Raw genomic sequence first — 16,815 nt, 5'->3', positions numbered from 1 at the left:
TGGGCGAATGCCGTGCAGCACAACGACATTCTCGCGCGGTCACTGGTACACGCTAACGTGCATGAGACACGTGCCGGCATCACGCCGCCCGCGTGCCACATCCACGACGGCAGGAAGGTGAGCATCCGGTGAATGTCACGCCCGACGAGCTGACCGGTACCGAGCAGGCCGTCCTGCTGGTATTGATGGCCGAGTCCCGCCCGGTGCCCAACGCTCAGCTGGAGCGCCTCGGGCCCAAACTCGACAAACCCAAGCGCGACCGGCTCAACCGGTTGGGCCTGATCGAGTCCACCGGCACCCGCCCTCTCGTCCACGAACTCACCGACGCTGGGTGGGCGCTGTGCCGTTCCCTGTTCGGTGCGGGCGCGCCGGCCCGGTCCACCGGACAGGGCAAGGCCCTCTACACGCTGCTGGGTGCGCTGCACCGCTATTTCGAACACGCCGACCTGGTTCCCGCCGACGTCTTCCTGCCTGCCGAGGTGCCGCCCGACCAAGACACCGACCAGGCCCCCGAAGTCCAGTTGCGCACCGCCTATGCCGGGCTGACCACCCGGCCCGGCGGTTGGGTCAGTCTGCTGCACCTCCGTCAGGCCGTGCCCGGGCTGCCCCGACCTACCGTCGACGCCGCGCTGATCAGCCTTTACCAGCAACCCGGCGTCAGCCTGATCCCCGAGGAGAACCAGAAGGTGCTCACCCCCGCCGACCGCGACGCCGCGGTGGAGATAGGCAACCAGAACAAACACCTGATCGCGATCGAGTCCTGATGGAGTTACAGCACCGCGAAGCGCTCAGTGCGCTTCGCCTGACCTGGGCGCCGACCGCCGACGATCTGTGGCATTCACAGGGCGCGCTGCACGTCCGCGGGATGCACGACCGGCCGATGGCCGATGTGATGGCGGCCTTCGGCGATGCCGAACGGGAAACCGACTCCAGCCCGTTGGGCGTGGTGGTGCGCGGCCCGGCCGGATCCGGCAAGACCCACCTCCTCGGTCAGGTCCGCGAGCAGGTGCAGACCGGGGGTGGATACTTTTTCCTGGTCGAACTGCTCGATGCGGCCAGCTTCTGGCAGTCCGCCCGTGCCGGCATCCTGGAAAGCCTGGGCCGGCCCGGCAGCGAGCGCGAGACCCAACTCAAAGACCTGCTGTGGGAACTGTCCTCGGTCGCCCACATCTCCCGGGCCAACCGCCGGGCCGTGATCGGCGACGACGACCTGACGCCCGAGATCCTCAGCGACTTCGTCAACGCGCTGCACAAGGTCCACCGCCACACCGTCAAACGTGCACACCACACCCTGCGCGCGCTCGTCCTGCTGGGCTCCGGAGACCTCGAGCTGCAGGACGTCGGCGAAGCGTTCCTGACCGGCAGCGGCGAACGGGAAGCCTGGGGATTGCCCGCGCCGACGCTCACCGCGCAGGAATCGGTCCGCGACATCTCTCGGCTGATCGCCCTGGCCGGGCCCTCGGTTCTCGCCCTCGACCAGATCGACACGCTGCTCGCCCAGTCGACCGAACGCACCGACACCGCAGGCGCCGAGCCGGGGAACGGCGACCTCGAGCACATCGCGCACGGCCTGATGTCGATCCGGCAGACCATGCGCCGAACCGTCGGCGTGGTGGCCTGTCTGCCCGCGGCGTGGGAGGCGATCCAGGACCGCGCCACCGCCACCGTGCAGGACAGGTTCCGCACCACCGCGCTGTTGCAGGGCCTGCCGACGCCCGACGTCGGCCGCGCCATCCTGGAACGCCGGTTCACCGCCAGCTACGCCTCGATCGGGTTCACCGCGCCGTACGCGAGCTGGCCGATCCTGCCGTCGGCGTTCGAGGAGGCCACCCAGTACACGCCGCGTCAGCTGCTCAAGCGCGTCGACACCCATATCCGCCGCTGCCTGGAACACGACACCGTCGAAGAACTGTCCCAACTGACCGCCCAGGTGGACGTCCAGGACCCCACCGGGGGCCACGGCGCACCCGGCGACACGGGCGAACTGGACCGCCGCTTCGCCGATTACCGCCGTCGCGCGGTGACGGTTGCCGCGCTCGACCCCGACGGCGAGGACATCACCATGCCCGGGCTGCTGTCGGCGGCGCTGGACGCGTGGATCACCGAACTCGGCGAGGCCGGGCAAGCGTTTCGTCCCGATCCGCTCCCGGGCCAACGCGTGGTGCTGCACGGGCGGCTACGCCAGACCCTCGACGCCGCCACCGACGACGAGCGGCACTGGGCATTTCGCGCCATCTCGTCCGGCAATGCCGTGGCCGTGCAGAACAGGATCCGAAAAGCCTGGGAAGCAACGGGTTTCAACGCGGACCGGCGGCAGCTGTTCCTGCTGCGCAACACCGCGTGGCCCAAGGGCGCCAAAACCGCGGTGATGATGGCCGAGTTCGAGGCCGCCGGCGGCCGGGTGCTGCCGATGACCGAGGACGACGTGCGCACGATGACGGCGCTGCGCGACCTCATCGACGACAATCACCCCGACCTACCCGAATGGCTGCGCCGCCGCCGCCCGGCCCACGGGATCGGCTGGCTGCGTGCCGCCCTCGGGGACATCGCGGGTGACCCGCCGCCGCCGGCCCAGATCGACGTGGAGGCCGAACTCGCCACCGGGCCGATACGTATTCAGCCGCCGGCACCGGTGATCGAGCATTCGCCCACCGCTGTGACCCTGGGTCTGGAAAGCCCCGGCGGGCGCCCAGTCTCGGTCGACCTGGCCGCACTACGCAAACACACCGCGATCTTCGCCGGCTCCGGGTCGGGCAAGACCGTGCTGATCCGGCGGCTGGTCGAGGAGTGCGCGCTGCGAGGCGTGTCGTCGATCGTGCTGGACCCGAACAACGACCTGTCCCGGCTGGGCGCGCGCTGGCCCGAGAATCCGCCGGGATGGAACCCGGCCGACGACGAACGGGCCGACGCGTATTTCGACAACGCCGAAGTGGTGGTGTGGACGCCGGGCCGGTCGACCGGCCGCCCGCTGTCCTTCCAGCCGCTCCCCGACTTCGCCAGCGTCATCGATGACGACGACGAGTTCTCCGACGCCGTCGAATCCGCCGTCGCCGCACTGGAACCCCGAGCCCTGATCGCCGGCAACACCGCCAAGGCCGAGCGGTCCCGCGCGGTGCTGCGCGAGGCGCTGCGGTTCTACGGGGCCGGCCCCTCGGTGTCCCTGGGCGGTTTCATCGATCTGCTCGACCATCTGCCCGCCGACGTCAGCGCATTGGGCGGGGCACAGAAGCTCGCCGCCGAGCTGGCCCAGAACCTGCGCGCGGCGACCGTCAATGATCCGCTGTTCGGTGGCACCGGGACCGCCGCCGACCCGGGGGTCCTGCTGACACCGTCGCCGGGCTACCGGGCGCGGGTATCGGTGATCAGCATGGTCGGTCTGACCAGCGATCAACAGCGCGAAGGATTCGTCAACCAGTTGCAGATGGCGCTGTTCGCCTGGATCAAGCGGAACCCGGCCGCGGACCGGCCGTTGGGCGGGTTGCTGGTGATGGACGAGGCGCAGAACTTCGCACCGTCCAGCCATACGACCGCCTCCACACACAGCACCCTGGCGCTGTCCTCGCAGGCCCGAAAGTATGGGCTCGGACTGGTGTTCGCCACGCAGTCCCCGCGCGGTCTGCACAACCACATCCCGGGTAACGCCACCACCCAGTTCTACGGTCTGCTGAACTCCCCCGCCCAGATCGCGGTGGCCCGGGAGATGGCCCGGGTGAAGGGTGGCCACGTACCCGACATCAGCAAGCTGCGCTCAGGCCAGTTCTATCTGGCACTGGAAGGCAACGCCTTTCACAAGATCCAGACGCCCTGGTGCCTGTCACACCATCCGCCCAGCCCTCCGACCACTGACGAAGTGCTGGCCCTGGCCGCTCAGAGCAGGGTCGCGCTGCCGTCGGGGTGAACCTGCACGGCGGCCCCGGCGATGTCCTCGGTCATGGTCGCCGCCGCCTGAGACTCGTCGACGATCCGGACCAGCGTTCGTCCGTCCTCAGGGGTCCGCACCGCCAGGAAGGCCCGCTCCGCGGTGCCGTCACGACCGACCGGGGTGGTCCACGATTCCACCTCGCCGATGCCGGTGAAGTCCAACTGCAGCGCACGGGTCGGCTCGGCGTCCACCTCGGACTGCACGTCCTGCCAACGGAATTCGTGGGACGGCGGCTCGGTGCCGTAGACACCGAAACTGTGCTTGGTGAGATATCCGCCGTTGGCGGTGATCAACCCGCGGGTCCCCGGATTGGCCACGAGTTTCTCGGCCATGGTGGCGATCGAATGGGACACGTAGTTGTTCCACGGCCCGCCGGCGAAGGTCAACCCACCGGTGACCGTCAGCGGCCGGGCTGGGTCGGCCACTGACAGACCGAGTTCGGCCGCTGCCACCTGCACGGCCGACGGGAAGCAGGAGTACACATCGACGAAATCGATGTCGTCGACACCCACTCCGGCCAGCTCCAACACCCGGCGCCCGGCGATCCGGATCGCCGGTGACCGGTAGAGCTCGGCCCGCTCGCCGATCGCATAAGTGTCATGCGAATCCGTCCCGGCGTACGGGAAAACCCAACGGTCGGTCGGGATCTGGAGATACGTCGCTTTCTCGACGGTGGTCAGGATCAGCACCGCACCCTGGTTGACCATGTTGTTGGAGTTCATCAACTTGGTGTAGGGCCAGCTGATCATCCGGTTGTCCGGGCCCGGCTGCCAGATCTGCTCGGCGGGTACCGCCTCCCGGCTCCAGGCATGCGGATTGTCGGCCGCTACCGCGCTGAACCGCGACCAGAGCTCGCCGATCCGCCTGCGGTGTTCCTCGCTGGTCTCCCCGCCCGCGATGCGCAGCGCCTGTTCGAACATCGGGTACACGTAGGCCGGACGGTCCAGATTGATCCGGATCTCGGCATCACCGACCATCGGCACACCGTCATGCGCACCCGGTGCCTCCGGCACCGATTCGTCCTGACGCGTCCAGTCGGGTTTGGTCCCGGCCGCGCGCAGGCGGCTGCGGGTGCGCCACGTCTCGGCGCCCGCGATGAGGACCACCTCGGCCCGTCCACCCTGCAGATCCAGACAGGCCTCGTTCACCAACGACTGCGGGACGTTGCCGCCCACCCCGGTGTAGCGCGTCGCCGCTTTGTCGGCCCGGATGCGTTGAGCCAAAAGCAAACCCGGATCCCGGTAGTGCCAGGACAGCAGGTTCACGATCCGTACCGAGTCAACAATCTCCAGCACCCGCGGATCGGCAGCCTCGCGAGCGGCCGCAACCATCAGATCGACCGGCTCGACGTCCGGATTCTCCTCCCGCAGGTTGACCTGGCCGTAGCCGATCAGTACCGGGGTGCGTGGGTCGAGAGTCCTGGGGACGGTCATGCCCACGAACCTAGCCGACGCGGTAGATCGACTTCAGTACCTGGTAGGCGGCCAAGCCTTCGGGCCCCAACTCCCGGCCCATGCCACTGGATTTCACACCGCCGAATGGTGCGCCCATGTCCAACTGATAGTCGTTGATCCCGATGGTGCCGGTGCGCACAGCCCTGGCGATATCGGTCGCCCGCTCGACATCGGTGGACCACACGCTGCCGCCGAGGCCGAACTCACTGTCGTTGGCGATGGCCACCGCATCGTCATCGCTGTCATACGGGATGACGGCCAGCACCGGCCCGAAGATCTCCTCCTGCGCGATCCGCGCCGAATTGTCCACCTCGGAGAACACCGTCGGCGCGACGAACCAGCCGTGCGGCTGGTCGGCGGGAACCGACCCGCCGGCGACCAGTTTGGCGCCCTCGGCGCGGCCCACCTCGATGTAGTCGAGCACCCGAGACCGCTGCCGGGCACTGACCAACGGCCCGACTTCGGTGGCGGCGTCCAGCGGGTCTCCCACCCGCAGCCCCTCGGCCAGCGCGGCCACCGCATCGACCACCTCGTTGTAGCGCGAACGCGGAGCGAGGACGCGCGAATTGAGGTGGCAGGTCTGGCCGTTGTTGACGAACGACGCGGTACGCAGCCCGCGGATCGTGGCGTCCAGGTCGGCGTCGTCGAGCACGATCGCCGCCGACTTGCCTCCGAGTTCCAAGGTGACCGGACGCATCAACCGCCCGCACACCTCGGCGATCTTTCGCCCGGCTGCCGTCGACCCGGTGAATGCCACCTTGTCGATCCCGGGATGCGCCACCAGGTGCGCACCGGCGTCCGGCCCGCCGGCCAGCACGTTCAACACTCCCGGCGGCAGGCCCGCCTCGACGGCCGCCTCCCCGAAAACCAGTGCATCCAGGGCTGTTTCGGGTGCCGCCTTGAGAACCATGGTGCAGCCCGCGGCCAGGGCCGGCGCAAACTTCATCGCCGCCAGCGCCTGCGGGTAGTTCCACGGGATGATCGCGGCGACGACACCGACCGGTTCGCGCCGCACGATGGTGTGCCCGATCGTGCTGGGACGGGTCTCTTCGATACCGTTCTCCACGATCAATGCGGCGTAGTAGCGCAGCAGCGCCGCGGGGAACGCGCCGTTGGCCCCGCGCGACAACGCCAGCGGCATCCCGTTCTCCCGGCTGCACAGTTCCCTGGTGGCGCTCGCCCGGGACTGCAGCGCGTCGGCAAACCGGAGCAGCGCCGCCGCACGCTCGGCCACCGGCACCTCCCGCCAGCCCGGCAGCGCGGCTCGGGCCGCCGATACTGCCAGGTCGACCTCAGATTCGGTTGCTGCGCATCCTGATCCGAGCGGTTCACCGGTGCCCGCCTCGATCACCGACTCGGCCCGCTCAGCGGTACGGAAGGCACCGTCGATGAACAGTTGGGCCGGCTCGCCCGGGGCGGGAATGCGATCCATGGTGGGCTCCGATCTAGGTGAGTTCTGTGGCTGTGAATAGCACATCCGACCGCGTAGGGCGGCGTATTTCGCGTCGCGTTGGTTGACCGGAACGAATCCGGGTACCCGGAACGCAGACACCATTCACCGACACCGGCCACGATGAGGATATGAGCGACGCGACTGGATCACCGGCACTGACCGACACAGAACTTGAACAGCTCAACGCCTACTGGCGGGCGGCGAACTACCTGTCCGTCGGGCAGATCTATCTCCTGGCCAATCCGCTGCTCGATGAGCCGCTGGCCGCCGAACACGTCAAGCCACGACTGCTGGGCCATTGGGGCACCACCCCCGGGCTGAACCTGTTGTACGCCCATCTCAACCGGATCATCCGCGAGCGCGACGCGAACCTCATCTACGTCACCGGGCCCGGCCACGGGGGTCCGGGTCTGGTGGCCAACGCCTACCTGGAAGGCACCTACAGCGAGGTCTACTCCGCCATCGGGCCGGACACCGACGGTCTACGGAAACTGTTCCGCCAGTTCTCGTTTCCCGGCGGGATCCCCAGTCACGTGGCCGCCGAGACACCGGGCTCCATCCACGAGGGCGGCGAACTCGGATACGCCCTGGTACACGCCTACGGCGCGGCATTCGACAATCCGGACCTGGTGGTGGCCTGCGTGATCGGCGACGGCGAGGCCGAAACCGGCCCGCTGGCAGCCAGCTGGCATTCGAACAAGTTCCTCAACCCGGTCGTCGACGGAGCGGTGCTGCCGATCCTGCATCTCAACGGCTACAAGATCGCCAATCCCACGGTGCTGTCCCGCATTCCCGCCGAAGAACTCGAATCACTGATGTACGGGTACGGCTATCGGCCCATCACCGTGGCCGGCGACGACCCGACCGACGTGCATCAGCAGTTGGCCGCCGCCATGGACGACGCGTTCGACCAGATCGCGGCGATCCAACGCGCGGCCCGTCTCGACGACGAGCCGGGCCGTCCGCTGTGGCCGATGATCATCCTGCGCACCCCCAAGGGCTGGACCGGCCCGCACGAGGTGGACGGCAAACTGGTCGAGGGCACGTGGCGCTCCCACCAGGTGCCGCTGTCGGAGACCCGGACCAATCCGTCGCACCTGGCCCAGCTCGAGACATGGCTGCGCAGCTACCGGCCCGAAGAACTGTTCGACGCGACCGGCGCGCTCCACCCCGACCTGCGCGCACTCGCGCCGTCGGGCACCCGGCGGATGAGCGCCAACCCGCACGCCAACGGTGGCGTGCTGCTGCGTGATCTCGACCTGCCGGACTTCACCGACTACGCGGTCACCGTGGAGAGCCCCGGTTCCGACACCGCTGAAGCCACCCGGGTGCTCGGCACCTTCCTGCGTGATGTCATCGCCGGCAATCCGGACCGTTTCCGGCTGATGGGTCCCGACGAGACCGCCTCCAACCGCCTCGCCGCAGTGTTCGAGAAGACCGACAAGGCATGGCAGGGCGAGACACTGCCCGTCGACGAGAACCTGGCCCCCGACGGCCGGGTGATGGAAGTGCTGTCCGAACACCTGTGCCAGGGCTGGCTGGAGGGCTACCTCCTCACCGGGCGGCACGGACTGTTCAACTGCTACGAGGCCTTCGTCCACATCGTCGACTCCATGCTCAATCAGCACGCCAAGTGGCTGTTCAGCAGTTCGCACCTGCCGTGGCGCCGGCCGATCGCGTCGCTGAACTATCTGCTGACCTCTCATGTGTGGCGCCAGGACCACAACGGCGCGTCACACCAGGATCCGGGTTTCATCGACCACGTCGCCAACAAACGTCCCGAGGTCGTGCGGGTCTACCTGCCGCCGGATGCCAATACTCTGCTCTCGGTCGCCGACCACTGCCTGCGCAGCCGCCAGTACGTGAACGTCATCGTGGCGGGTAAGCAACCGGCATTGACGTACCTGACCATGGACGAGGCCGTCGCGCACTGCACCCGTGGACTGGGGATCTGGGAGTGGGCGAGCAATGCCACCGGTGAGCCCGACGTGGTGTTGGCCTGCGCGGGCGACATCCCGACCCTGGAGACCCTGGCCGCCGCCGACATCCTGCGCCGCAAGCTTCCCGACCTGTCGGTCCGGGTGGTCAACGTCGTCGACATCATGCGCCTGCAGCCCGAGTCCGAACATCCACACGGATTGCCCGATCGCGAGTTCGATTCGATCTTCACCACGGACAAGCCGATCATCTTCGCCTATCACGGCTACCCGTGGCTGATTCACCGGCTGACTTACCGGCACACCAACCACGACCAACTCCACGTCCGCGGATTCAAAGAACGCGGTACGACAACGACGCCGTTCGACATGGTGATGCTCAACGACCTCGACCGGTTCCACCTCGTCATGGACGTGATCGACCGGGTCGACGGCCTGGCGGTCAGGGCCGCCGGGCTGCGGCAGGAGATGGTCGACGCCCGACTGGCCGCCCGCAGCTACACCCGCGAGCACGGCGAGGACGACCCGGCGATCTCCAACTGGACCTGGGATGCGGTGTGACCTGGGTAATTGCGCTGCACCGGTACGATTGGCAAGTTATGTCTGAGCCGAGCGCCGTGGCCGCGCACCCACATCCGCTGGTGGCCCAACTCTCTGCGTTGCATCACTTCCGCATCTATGCCGACATCGGCATCGTCGTCGTCATCCTCACCCTGACCAACCTGATCGCGCACTTCACCACCCCGTGGGCCAGCATCGCCACCGTCCCGGCCGCCGCGGTCGGCCTGTTGATCCTGGTGCGGGCCCGCGGGCTGGGGTGGACGGAACTCGGATTGGGCCGCGAGCACTGGCGCGCAGGAGCCGGGTACGCGCTGGGCGCCGTCGCCCTGGTGGTCTCGGTGATCGCGATCGGGGCGGCGCTGCCGTGGACGCGGCCGATGTTCATGAACGACAACTACGCCACCATCTCGGGCGCGCTGCTGGCGTCGATGGTGATCATCCCGCTGCAAACAGTGATCCCCGAGGAACTGGCGTTTCGCGGTGTACTGCACGGAGCCCTCAATCGGGCCTGGGGGTTTCGCGGCGTCGCCGCGGGTGGCTCGCTGTTGTTCGGTCTCTGGCACATCGCCAGTTCGCTGGGGCTGACGAGCGAGAACGTCGGATTCACCCGACTGTTCGGCGGCGGCGTCTTCGGGATGGTCGCCGGTGTCGTGCTCGCCGTGATCGCCACCGGCGTCGCCGGTTTCGTGTTCACCTGGCTGCGCCGACGCAGCGGCAGCCTGATCGCGCCGATCGCCCTGCACTGGTCACTCAACGGGATCGGCGCACTGGCCGCCGCCGTGGTGTGGCATCTGTCGACTTAACTACCGGCGCGTCTCCGCGCCCGGAACTCACGGTTTTTCAGCATGTTCCCGCAGCTGGCCATATCGCACCAGGTACCGCCATGATTGCGGGACCGGTCGTAGAACGCCCACGTACATTCGTCGTTCCCACACGCCTTGAGCCGGGCCCACGTGCCGTCGCGCTGCGCATCGCGCATCACCAGCAGCAGCTCGAGCAGTCGCTCCCCCACGCCCTCTCCGACGGCCGACAACCGCACCTGCCCGTCGGGGGTTACGTCGACCTTCGCGGTGGATCTTTCCGTGACCTCTTGCAGCACGGCTAGGTGATCGGCGCCCGGCGGCGGACCACCGATGTTGTGAATCAGCAGCGCGCGCAACGCTTCGCGCACCCGACGCACCAGGTCCAGTTCGGCTGTGGTCGGGCTCGCCCCTACTGCGAGTAACCCGTTCGCCGCCAGCCAGGGCGCCGCGTCGTCGGGATCCGCAAGGCGGTCGATTCCGGCGGGCAATTCGATGGTGTTGACCAACCCCTGAATCCGGGCCAGCGGACCGGGCGCGGGTTTCGTCTCGGTGTCGCCGGCCCACGTCGTCGTCATGACACCAGCGTACCGCCGTGACCGCTAAATTGGTTTGACTAGTCATTCATGACCGTCGTACAGTCTTAGGTAGTCACGCCTTCCCGGAACCGCGCACCACGGAAACTACGAGGTATCGCCATGAACGACAACCGAATTTCCGCGACACCAGCGACCTCAGTCCGCCGTGCACCCATCCCCTGCCGCCCGTCGATCCGGGCCCGCCTGACCGCACGGATCCGGTCGGGCCGACTCGACGCCATGCTGGCCGTCGGCGCGCCGACTCCCCCGGGCAGCGCCATCGCGGCCAGGGCGACCCGGTTGACATCGATCTCCGAGCGGGAAGCCGTGGCCCGCGTACTGCGCCGCTGCGCGCGCGAGGCCGCCAACGACACCATCTTGTGGTCGTCACGAATCCCGTTGCACCGGAAGAATATTGCCGCGGCCGAGGCGACGATCGACGCAATCGCCCTGCGACTGCATTCACCGCTACCGGTCGCAGCACGCGGGATGGCCCGCCTGAACCGGGTGCTCAACGACGGACTCGGACCCCTGTACGCGTTCGGACACGGCGACCTGGACGGCAGATTGGGCGCTGCGCTCGCCGCACTCTGATGCGTTGCCGGCTACACCTGCAGCACCGCTGCACCCGCAATACGGCCGGCGGCCAGATCGGCCAGCGCCTGGTCGGCGTGGTCCAGGGCGTACTCGGGAGTGCTGACCGCCATCCGGTGCGCACCCGCGAACGCCAGGAAATCACGGGCATCGGTACGGGTGTTGGCGGTCACCGACCGAATTTCGCGTTCGAAGAACAGGTGCTGTTGATAGTTCAAGGTCGGGATGTCGCTGAGGTGGATTCCCGCGATCGCCAGGATGCCGCCGCGGTCCAGGGCCGCCAACGCAGGTAACACCAGATCGCCGACCGGTGCGAACAGGATTGCGGCATCCAAGGGTTCGGGTGGCATGTCGGCGCTGCCCTGCACCGACGACGCACCCAGCGCCAGTGCGAGTTCCCGGGCGCGCTCGCCACGGGTCATCACATGCACCCGAGCCCCCTGCGCCAACGCCACCTGCGCCGTCAGGTGCGCGCTGCCGCCGAAACCGTAGAGTCCCAGCCGTCCGCCCGGAGGTAGGTCGGTCCGCAACAGGGCGCGATAGCCGATGATGCCCGCGCACAACAACGGCGCCAGCTCGATATCGGAGTATCCGGTCGGCAACCGCAACGCGAACGCCGCGGGGACGGTGGTGAATTCGGCATAGCCGCCGTCGGCGTCCCAGCCGGTGTACAGCGAGGACGGACAGAGATTCTCCCGCCCTCGTAGGCAATAGACACACTGCCCGCAGGTGTGCCGCAGCCACGCCACACCCACCCGATCACCGGGGGCGAAACCGCCGCCGGTATCGGCACCGAGCGCGACGACCTCACCGACGACCTCGTGCCCGGGGATCACCTGTGGCCGGTGTACAGCCAAATCCCCTTCGGCGACATGCAGATCGGTACGGCACACCCCGCAGGCCAGCACCTTGACGAGCAGTTCGTCAGGGCCGGGCTGCGGGGTGCGCACCGTAACTCGTTGCAACGGCCGTGAACTCACCGGGCCAGGGTGGACGACCTGCCAGGCTGTCATCGTCCCGGTGGTCATGACCGGCGCCGAATCAGCTGCCCTTGCGCACCATTCCGACAATCCAGAGCAGGATCACCGATCCGAGGATTGCGGTGAAGAGGGTGAACCACCAGCCGCCCCCTCCGGTGTTGAGGAAGAAGCTGAGCAGGAATCCGCCGATGAGCGCGCCGATCACGCCGATGACGATGTTCATCAGAATGCCGGAGCCACCGCCCTTGACGATCTTTCCGGCGATCCATCCGGCCAACGCGCCGATGATGATGTAACCGATCCAGCCGACGTTCGTCAGCGTGGAGGAACGGGCCAGAATTTCGGTAGCCGCCATTACATCCATTGCAGGTCTCCTGCCTGTCACTGGCTAGGCCCAGCGGGCTCGCTGAGCCACATCCCAGATGTACCTGCCGAACGTAACAATCCGGTGGGCTAATCGGGAACAATCAGCGCTCGCCTGCGGGATTCTCGTGACCCGGCGTGCCCGGTATCAGCCCGGGGGCAGCATCTCCGGCGGAGCGTTGGTAACCGGTACCGGCACCCCGACACCGGGATGGGCCGGGTCGGCAGGCGGTGGCGGCGCGTTGGGGTCAGGCGCGGCCGACGGCGGAGGCGTCCACGGCCGGATCGAGTTGGCCAATGTCGCCGCGGCGGCCTTGTCCACCGGATGGGCCGCCGTACCCAGCCACACCACGAACCAGCGTTCCGGAGCACGCTGCCCGCGCGGGGTTCCCGGGGCCGGCGGGGCACCGACCACACCGGCCCAGATCTGGCCGTTGGGCTTGTTGGTATCGGTGAACTTCACCTCGTAGTACGAGGCGACACCGGTGAGCCCGTTGGCATCCAGCGGAACGGTCTCCTGATTCACCCGGGTTCCGGGGAAGGGCATGAAGAATTCACCCATGTCGGAGGCCAGCCGGACGGCCGCCTTGGCGTTGTCTGCTTCGGCGCCCGCGAACAGCTTCAGGTCCAGGCGCCCGAGCAGCACGCTGGTGTCGTTCGGAGGCTCGGGCGCGCCCTCCGGCGGGATCGGGGTCAACAACGCCTGGCCGTATGACAACTGGGTCGCGTCGGACACCTTCCACCCGCCGGGTACGACGTAGCTGAAGCCGCCCGCTGCGTTGTCCACTCGACCGGGCTCCGGCGCGGGGGCCGGGGCCGGGGCGTTGGGATCCGCGGGAGCAGGTGCGGGTGCGGGTGCGGGTGCGGCCGGAGCATTGGGATCGGCAGGCGGAGGCGGCGCGGGAGCAGCCGGGGCGGGAGCAGGCGCTCCAGGGGCCGGAGCCGGGGCAGGCGGCGCGGGCACGGCCGGGGCGGGAGCAGGCGCCGCCGCCGGAGCCGGAGCAGCCGGGGCGGGTGCGCCGGGCACAGCTGGGGCCGGCGCCGGGGGCGCCGGGGGCGCCGGCTCGGGATCCGCATACGCCACCGCAGGCAGCGCAACGGCCACGGCGGTTGCGCCGGTCAGCGCAACCAGTGCCAGCTTCTTCGACAGACCTCTGCGCCGAGGTGGCATCGCATCCGACTCGTCCATGGGGATGAAACTACCGTGTTACGGCCGTGACGCAAGTGTGAGTTGCTCTTAGAGTGTTCAAAAGTAAGTTTGCTACCTACAGGAGAACATCAGGTAAGTGCAATTACATCGATTGCTGACGCACGAGCGTGTCGGGCGCCACGCCGGAGCTGGCAACCCGCTCCCCGGCACTCGACGGACCGGGCCCTCAACAGGTGATTCGGGACTGCGCCCGCCGGTGTTACGCGAAGGGCCCCGAGTCACGTCCGGTGCCCCGCCGGATGGATGGCTACCTCCTGCGCCTTCACCGAGAGATACACGGTGTCGCCCGGGGTCAGCCGCAGCTCGGCGGCCGCCTCCGCGGTGATGTCGGCGGCCAGGCCGGGTGCGCCGTCGGGCTGCTCATCAGCCCGAACCCGGATGCCAGGCCCCCGGCTGTCCAGCTCGGCGACGGTCACCGCGACGGTGTTACGCGGACTGCCGTGCGGTTCGTCGCGGTACACCGAGACCGACGCTGGGGAGAACAATGCGACGGCCGGGGCGCCGGGCTGCACGTCGATCGCCGGCGCGCCGTGCCAATTCGCCTGCCACGCGGTGGTCAGCACGCCATCGGCCGCGGCCGTGCCGCCGATCAGGTTGACACCGGCGAACCTCGCCGCGAAGTGACTCTTCGGCGTAGCCAATACTTCTGCCACAGAACCACTTTCGACGATACGGCCACCCTCTACCACGATCACCCGGTCGGCCAGCGTCAGGACGTCGAGCAGGTCGTGGGTGATCAGCACCGCGCACCTGCCGCCGGTGGCGAGAACGCGGCGCAAGACCTTGCGCATCGACGCCGCCACCGCCACGTCCAACCCCGCCAACGGTTCATCGAGCAGCAGGACCTCGGGATCGGCGGCCAGCGCCCGGGCCAGGGCCACCCGCTGCGCCTGGCCACCCGACAGCCTGCGGGGCCGCCGATCGGCCAGATCCGTCGCGTCGACCTCGGCCAACCACCGGCGAGCACTCTCGTCGGCAGCGCGACGTCCTGCCCGATGCCCACTGCGTGCCCCGAATGCGACGTTGGCCAGCACGCTCAGGTGCGGAAACAGCAGAGAGTCCTGCAGCAACAAGCCGACCCGGCGGGCATGCGTCGGCACGTGCACCCCGGCGGCCGTATCGGTCAGCACCCGGTCCCCCACCTGCACACGCCCGGCATCCAGACCGACCAGTCCGGCGATGGAGTGCAGTGCGGTCGACTTGCCCGCACCGTTGGGGCCCAGCACCGCCAGGACCTCACCGGCCGCTACAGCGAATTCCAAGTCCAGGCCCCGGTTTTCGATGACGACTCGCACCTGCAGCGTCATGTCCATCCGCCTGCCCGCAGCCGACGACTGCCGAGCCCGATGACCACGACCGCCGCCACCGCCACCAACAGCACCGACAAGGCGACGGCGGCGTCGGCGTCGCTCTCCCGCTGGAGATAGACCTCCAGCGGCAAGGTGCGCGTGACTCCCTGGCGTGACCCCGCGAACGTCAACGTGGCACCGAACTCGCCCAGGGAACGTGCGAAGGCCAGGACGGCTCCCGAAATCAGGCCCGGCGCCAACAGGGGCAGCGTCACCCGCCACCACACGGTTCCCGGCGGCGCACCCAGAGTTGCCGCCACGACCTCGAAATCGGCGCCGGCGGTGCGCGCCGCGCCTTCGAGCGAGATGACCAGGAACGGCAGGGACACGAAGGTCTGCGCCAGCACCACCGCCACCGTGGTGAACGCGATGTGCACGCCGGCCGCCTCCAGGTACCGGCCGACCAACCCGAGCCGGCCGAATGCGTACAGCAATGCGATACCGCCGACCACCGGCGGCAGCACCAGCGGCAACAGGATCAGCGGCCGCACGATTCGGGTGACAGAACCTTCTGTGCGAGCCAGCACCAACGCCAACGGGACTCCGAACAGCACACACAACACCGTGCTGGCCAGTGACGTCTCCAGACTGAGCTTCAACGCCGCCGTCGACGACGGGCTGGAGATCAGTGACCCGAACTGCGGCCAGTCCACCTTTGCCACCATCGCGACCAGGGGCAGCACGACGAATATCGCGCCCACCGCGGCAGGGAGATATATCCAGCGCGGAAGCCGTGGCGAATTCGTCACGACACCACCTTGCCGACCACGTCGACGCAGGTCGCGGCACTGGGTCGGGTCATCTCGGCTACCTTATGCGAGCCGCGGACGGGCGCGCCGAGTTTCCCGACCTAGCTACCGTCCAGTAACATTGGACCGTGGTCGCCCCCGTCCGGCGCGGCGACCCCCAGGTACACGGAGGTACATCATGGCGGAGGTGCTGGTCACCGGCGGGGATACCGAACTCGGCCGCGCGATTGCGGCAGGTTTCCTCGATGCCGGCCACAACGTGGTCATCGCCGGCGCCCGCCGCGAAGATCTGGAGTTGGCGGCCAAGCAGCTCGACATCTCGTCGATCGTGTTCGACAACACCGATCCGGCCAGCGTCGAGAGCGCCCGCGCCCAGTTCCCCCTCCACCTGGACACCCTGGTCAACGTCCCGGCCCCGCTGTTCGAGGCCAAGGACCCCCGCACCTTCACGCTGGCCGATCAGTCCACCGCCTGGCGCAACGCACTGGATGCCACCGTGGTCTCGGCCGTGCTGACCGTGCAGATCGTCGGCGACCAGCTGAGTTCGGGCGGCTCGATCATCAACGTCGTGCCGGCGAGCCCGCGTGAAGGCAGCATCGAAGCCGCGGTCAAGGCGGCTCTCGGCGAATGGACGGCCGGCCAGGCCGCGTACTTCGGCACCCGCGGAATCACCGTCAACGCCATCGCCCCCGGCCTTTCCGCCGAGCCGAGCTATGACGGCCTCGGCGCCACGCCGCCGTCGGTCGCCGATGAGTTCGCCCGTCTCGCAGTGTTTTTGAGCACGCCGTCGGCCCGCCACATCACCGGGCAGACGATGCACGTCAGCCGTGGGGCATTGGCGACTCTCGGCTAGAAGGTTACGGTT

14 protein-coding genes are annotated in these 16,815 nt (G+C 68.3%); 6 read left to right on the top strand and 8 right to left on the bottom strand.

The window, feature by feature from the left end:
- The first annotated feature begins 128 nt into the window (after positions 1-128).
- Positions 129-764: a hypothetical protein gene (locus JOF57_RS10115; RefSeq protein WP_209916156.1), complete on the top strand. Its 636-nt coding sequence runs from the start codon at positions 129-131 to the stop codon at positions 762-764.
- Positions 764-3,898 (top strand): helicase HerA domain-containing protein, encoded by a 3,135-nt coding sequence (locus JOF57_RS10110; RefSeq protein WP_209916155.1) that lies wholly within the window; start codon positions 764-766, stop codon positions 3,896-3,898. The genes JOF57_RS10115 and JOF57_RS10110 overlap by 1 nt, the downstream gene beginning before the upstream one ends.
- Here the strand turns inward: JOF57_RS10110 and JOF57_RS10105 are convergent.
- A complete protein-coding gene (locus tag JOF57_RS10105) occupies positions 3,868-5,355 on the bottom strand; it encodes an acetyl-CoA acetyltransferase (protein WP_209916152.1) in 1,488 nt (495 codons plus the stop codon). The genes JOF57_RS10110 and JOF57_RS10105 overlap by 31 nt on opposite strands.
- A gap of 10 nt (positions 5,356-5,365) precedes the next feature.
- On the bottom strand, positions 5,366-6,808 hold the full coding sequence (locus JOF57_RS10100) for an aldehyde dehydrogenase (RefSeq protein ID WP_209916150.1): 1,443 nt from the start codon (positions 6,806-6,808) through the stop codon (positions 5,366-5,368).
- A gap of 149 nt (positions 6,809-6,957) precedes the next feature.
- Here JOF57_RS10100 and JOF57_RS10095 point away from each other — a divergent pair, with 149 nt between their 5' ends.
- Together JOF57_RS10095 and JOF57_RS10090 are read left to right on the top strand one after the other, a co-directional pair.
- Entirely contained in the window at positions 6,958-9,327 is a 2,370-nt protein-coding gene (locus JOF57_RS10095; RefSeq protein WP_209916148.1) for a phosphoketolase family protein, read from the top strand.
- Positions 9,328-9,365: 38 nt separating this feature from the next.
- A complete protein-coding gene (locus JOF57_RS10090) occupies positions 9,366-10,130 on the top strand; it encodes a CPBP family intramembrane glutamic endopeptidase (RefSeq protein ID WP_209916146.1) in 765 nt (254 codons plus the stop codon).
- On the opposite strand, the gene JOF57_RS10085 is transcribed toward JOF57_RS10090, so the two are convergent.
- A complete protein-coding gene (locus tag JOF57_RS10085) occupies positions 10,127-10,705 on the bottom strand; it encodes a CGNR zinc finger domain-containing protein (RefSeq protein WP_209916144.1) in 579 nt (192 codons plus the stop codon). The two genes, JOF57_RS10090 and JOF57_RS10085, sit on opposite strands and share 4 nt — an antisense overlap.
- 120 nt (positions 10,706-10,825) lie before the next feature.
- On the opposite strand from JOF57_RS10085, the gene JOF57_RS10080 reads away from it, so the two are divergent.
- A complete protein-coding gene (locus JOF57_RS10080; protein WP_209916142.1) occupies positions 10,826-11,299 on the top strand; it encodes a hypothetical protein in 474 nt (157 codons plus the stop codon).
- Positions 11,300-11,310: 11 nt separating this feature from the next.
- Here the strand turns inward: JOF57_RS10080 and JOF57_RS10075 are convergent, their stop codons facing one another.
- The 5 genes from JOF57_RS10075 to JOF57_RS10055 all read right to left on the bottom strand — a co-directional run bounded on the left by JOF57_RS10075 (position 11,311) and on the right by JOF57_RS10055 (position 15,950).
- Entirely contained in the window at positions 11,311-12,327 is a 1,017-nt protein-coding gene (locus tag JOF57_RS10075; protein WP_209916140.1) for a zinc-binding alcohol dehydrogenase family protein, read from the bottom strand.
- Between the two features lie 13 nt (positions 12,328-12,340).
- A complete protein-coding gene (locus JOF57_RS10070; RefSeq protein WP_209916139.1) occupies positions 12,341-12,643 on the bottom strand; it encodes a GlsB/YeaQ/YmgE family stress response membrane protein in 303 nt (100 codons plus the stop codon).
- A gap of 147 nt (positions 12,644-12,790) precedes the next feature.
- Entirely contained in the window at positions 12,791-13,831 is a 1,041-nt protein-coding gene (locus JOF57_RS10065) for an APA family fibronectin-binding glycoprotein (protein WP_209916137.1), read from the bottom strand.
- 239 nt (positions 13,832-14,070) lie between these two features.
- Entirely contained in the window at positions 14,071-15,165 is a 1,095-nt protein-coding gene (locus tag JOF57_RS10060; RefSeq protein ID WP_407666559.1) for a sulfate/molybdate ABC transporter ATP-binding protein, read from the bottom strand.
- The gene (locus tag JOF57_RS10055; protein ID WP_209916133.1) at positions 15,156-15,950 is read right to left on the bottom strand and encodes an ABC transporter permease; all 795 of its coding nucleotides are present in this window, start codon (positions 15,948-15,950) and stop codon (positions 15,156-15,158) included. Before JOF57_RS10055 ends, JOF57_RS10060 begins: the two co-directional genes overlap by 10 nt.
- 178 nt (positions 15,951-16,128) lie before the next feature.
- On the opposite strand from JOF57_RS10055, the gene JOF57_RS10050 reads away from it, so the two are divergent.
- Positions 16,129-16,803 carry an SDR family oxidoreductase gene (locus JOF57_RS10050; RefSeq protein ID WP_209916131.1) on the top strand — a complete coding sequence of 225 codons (675 nt, stop codon included), beginning with the start codon at positions 16,129-16,131 and terminating at the stop codon, positions 16,801-16,803.
- Positions 16,804-16,815: the final 12 nt, after the last annotated feature.

This window comes from Mycolicibacterium lutetiense, from assembly GCF_017876775.1.
In the GTDB taxonomy this organism is placed as follows: Bacteria; Actinomycetota; Actinomycetes; order Mycobacteriales; family Mycobacteriaceae; genus Mycobacterium; species Mycobacterium lutetiense.
The sequence above is the reverse complement of the archived record's forward strand: the minus strand, read 5'-3'. Positions and strand labels throughout refer to the sequence as shown.

Bases quoted from the DNA above. Each gene is read 5' to 3' on its own strand.
- JOF57_RS10090 (WP_209916146.1), top strand. From the start codon at position 9,366: ATGTCTGAGCCGAGCGCCGTGGCCGCGCACCCACATCCGCTGGTGGCC.
- JOF57_RS10095 (WP_209916148.1), top strand. From the start codon at position 6,958: ATGAGCGACGCGACTGGATCACCGGCACTGACCGACACAGAACTTGAA.
- JOF57_RS10075 (WP_209916140.1), bottom strand. From the start codon at position 12,327: ATGACCACCGGGACGATGACAGCCTGGCAGGTCGTCCACCCTGGCCCG.
- JOF57_RS10060 (WP_407666559.1), bottom strand. From the start codon at position 15,165: ATGGACATGACGCTGCAGGTGCGAGTCGTCATCGAAAACCGGGGCCTG.
- JOF57_RS10100 (WP_209916150.1), bottom strand. From the start codon at position 6,808: ATGGATCGCATTCCCGCCCCGGGCGAGCCGGCCCAACTGTTCATCGAC.
- JOF57_RS10085 (WP_209916144.1), bottom strand. From the start codon at position 10,705: ATGACGACGACGTGGGCCGGCGACACCGAGACGAAACCCGCGCCCGGT.
- JOF57_RS10105 (WP_209916152.1), bottom strand. From the start codon at position 5,355: ATGACCGTCCCCAGGACTCTCGACCCACGCACCCCGGTACTGATCGGC.
- JOF57_RS10065 (WP_209916137.1), bottom strand. From the start codon at position 13,831: ATGGACGAGTCGGATGCGATGCCACCTCGGCGCAGAGGTCTGTCGAAG.
- JOF57_RS10110 (WP_209916155.1), top strand. From the start codon at position 764: ATGGAGTTACAGCACCGCGAAGCGCTCAGTGCGCTTCGCCTGACCTGG.
- JOF57_RS10080 (WP_209916142.1), top strand. From the start codon at position 10,826: ATGAACGACAACCGAATTTCCGCGACACCAGCGACCTCAGTCCGCCGT.
- JOF57_RS10070 (WP_209916139.1), bottom strand. From the start codon at position 12,643: ATGGATGTAATGGCGGCTACCGAAATTCTGGCCCGTTCCTCCACGCTG.
- JOF57_RS10050 (WP_209916131.1), top strand. From the start codon at position 16,129: ATGGCGGAGGTGCTGGTCACCGGCGGGGATACCGAACTCGGCCGCGCG.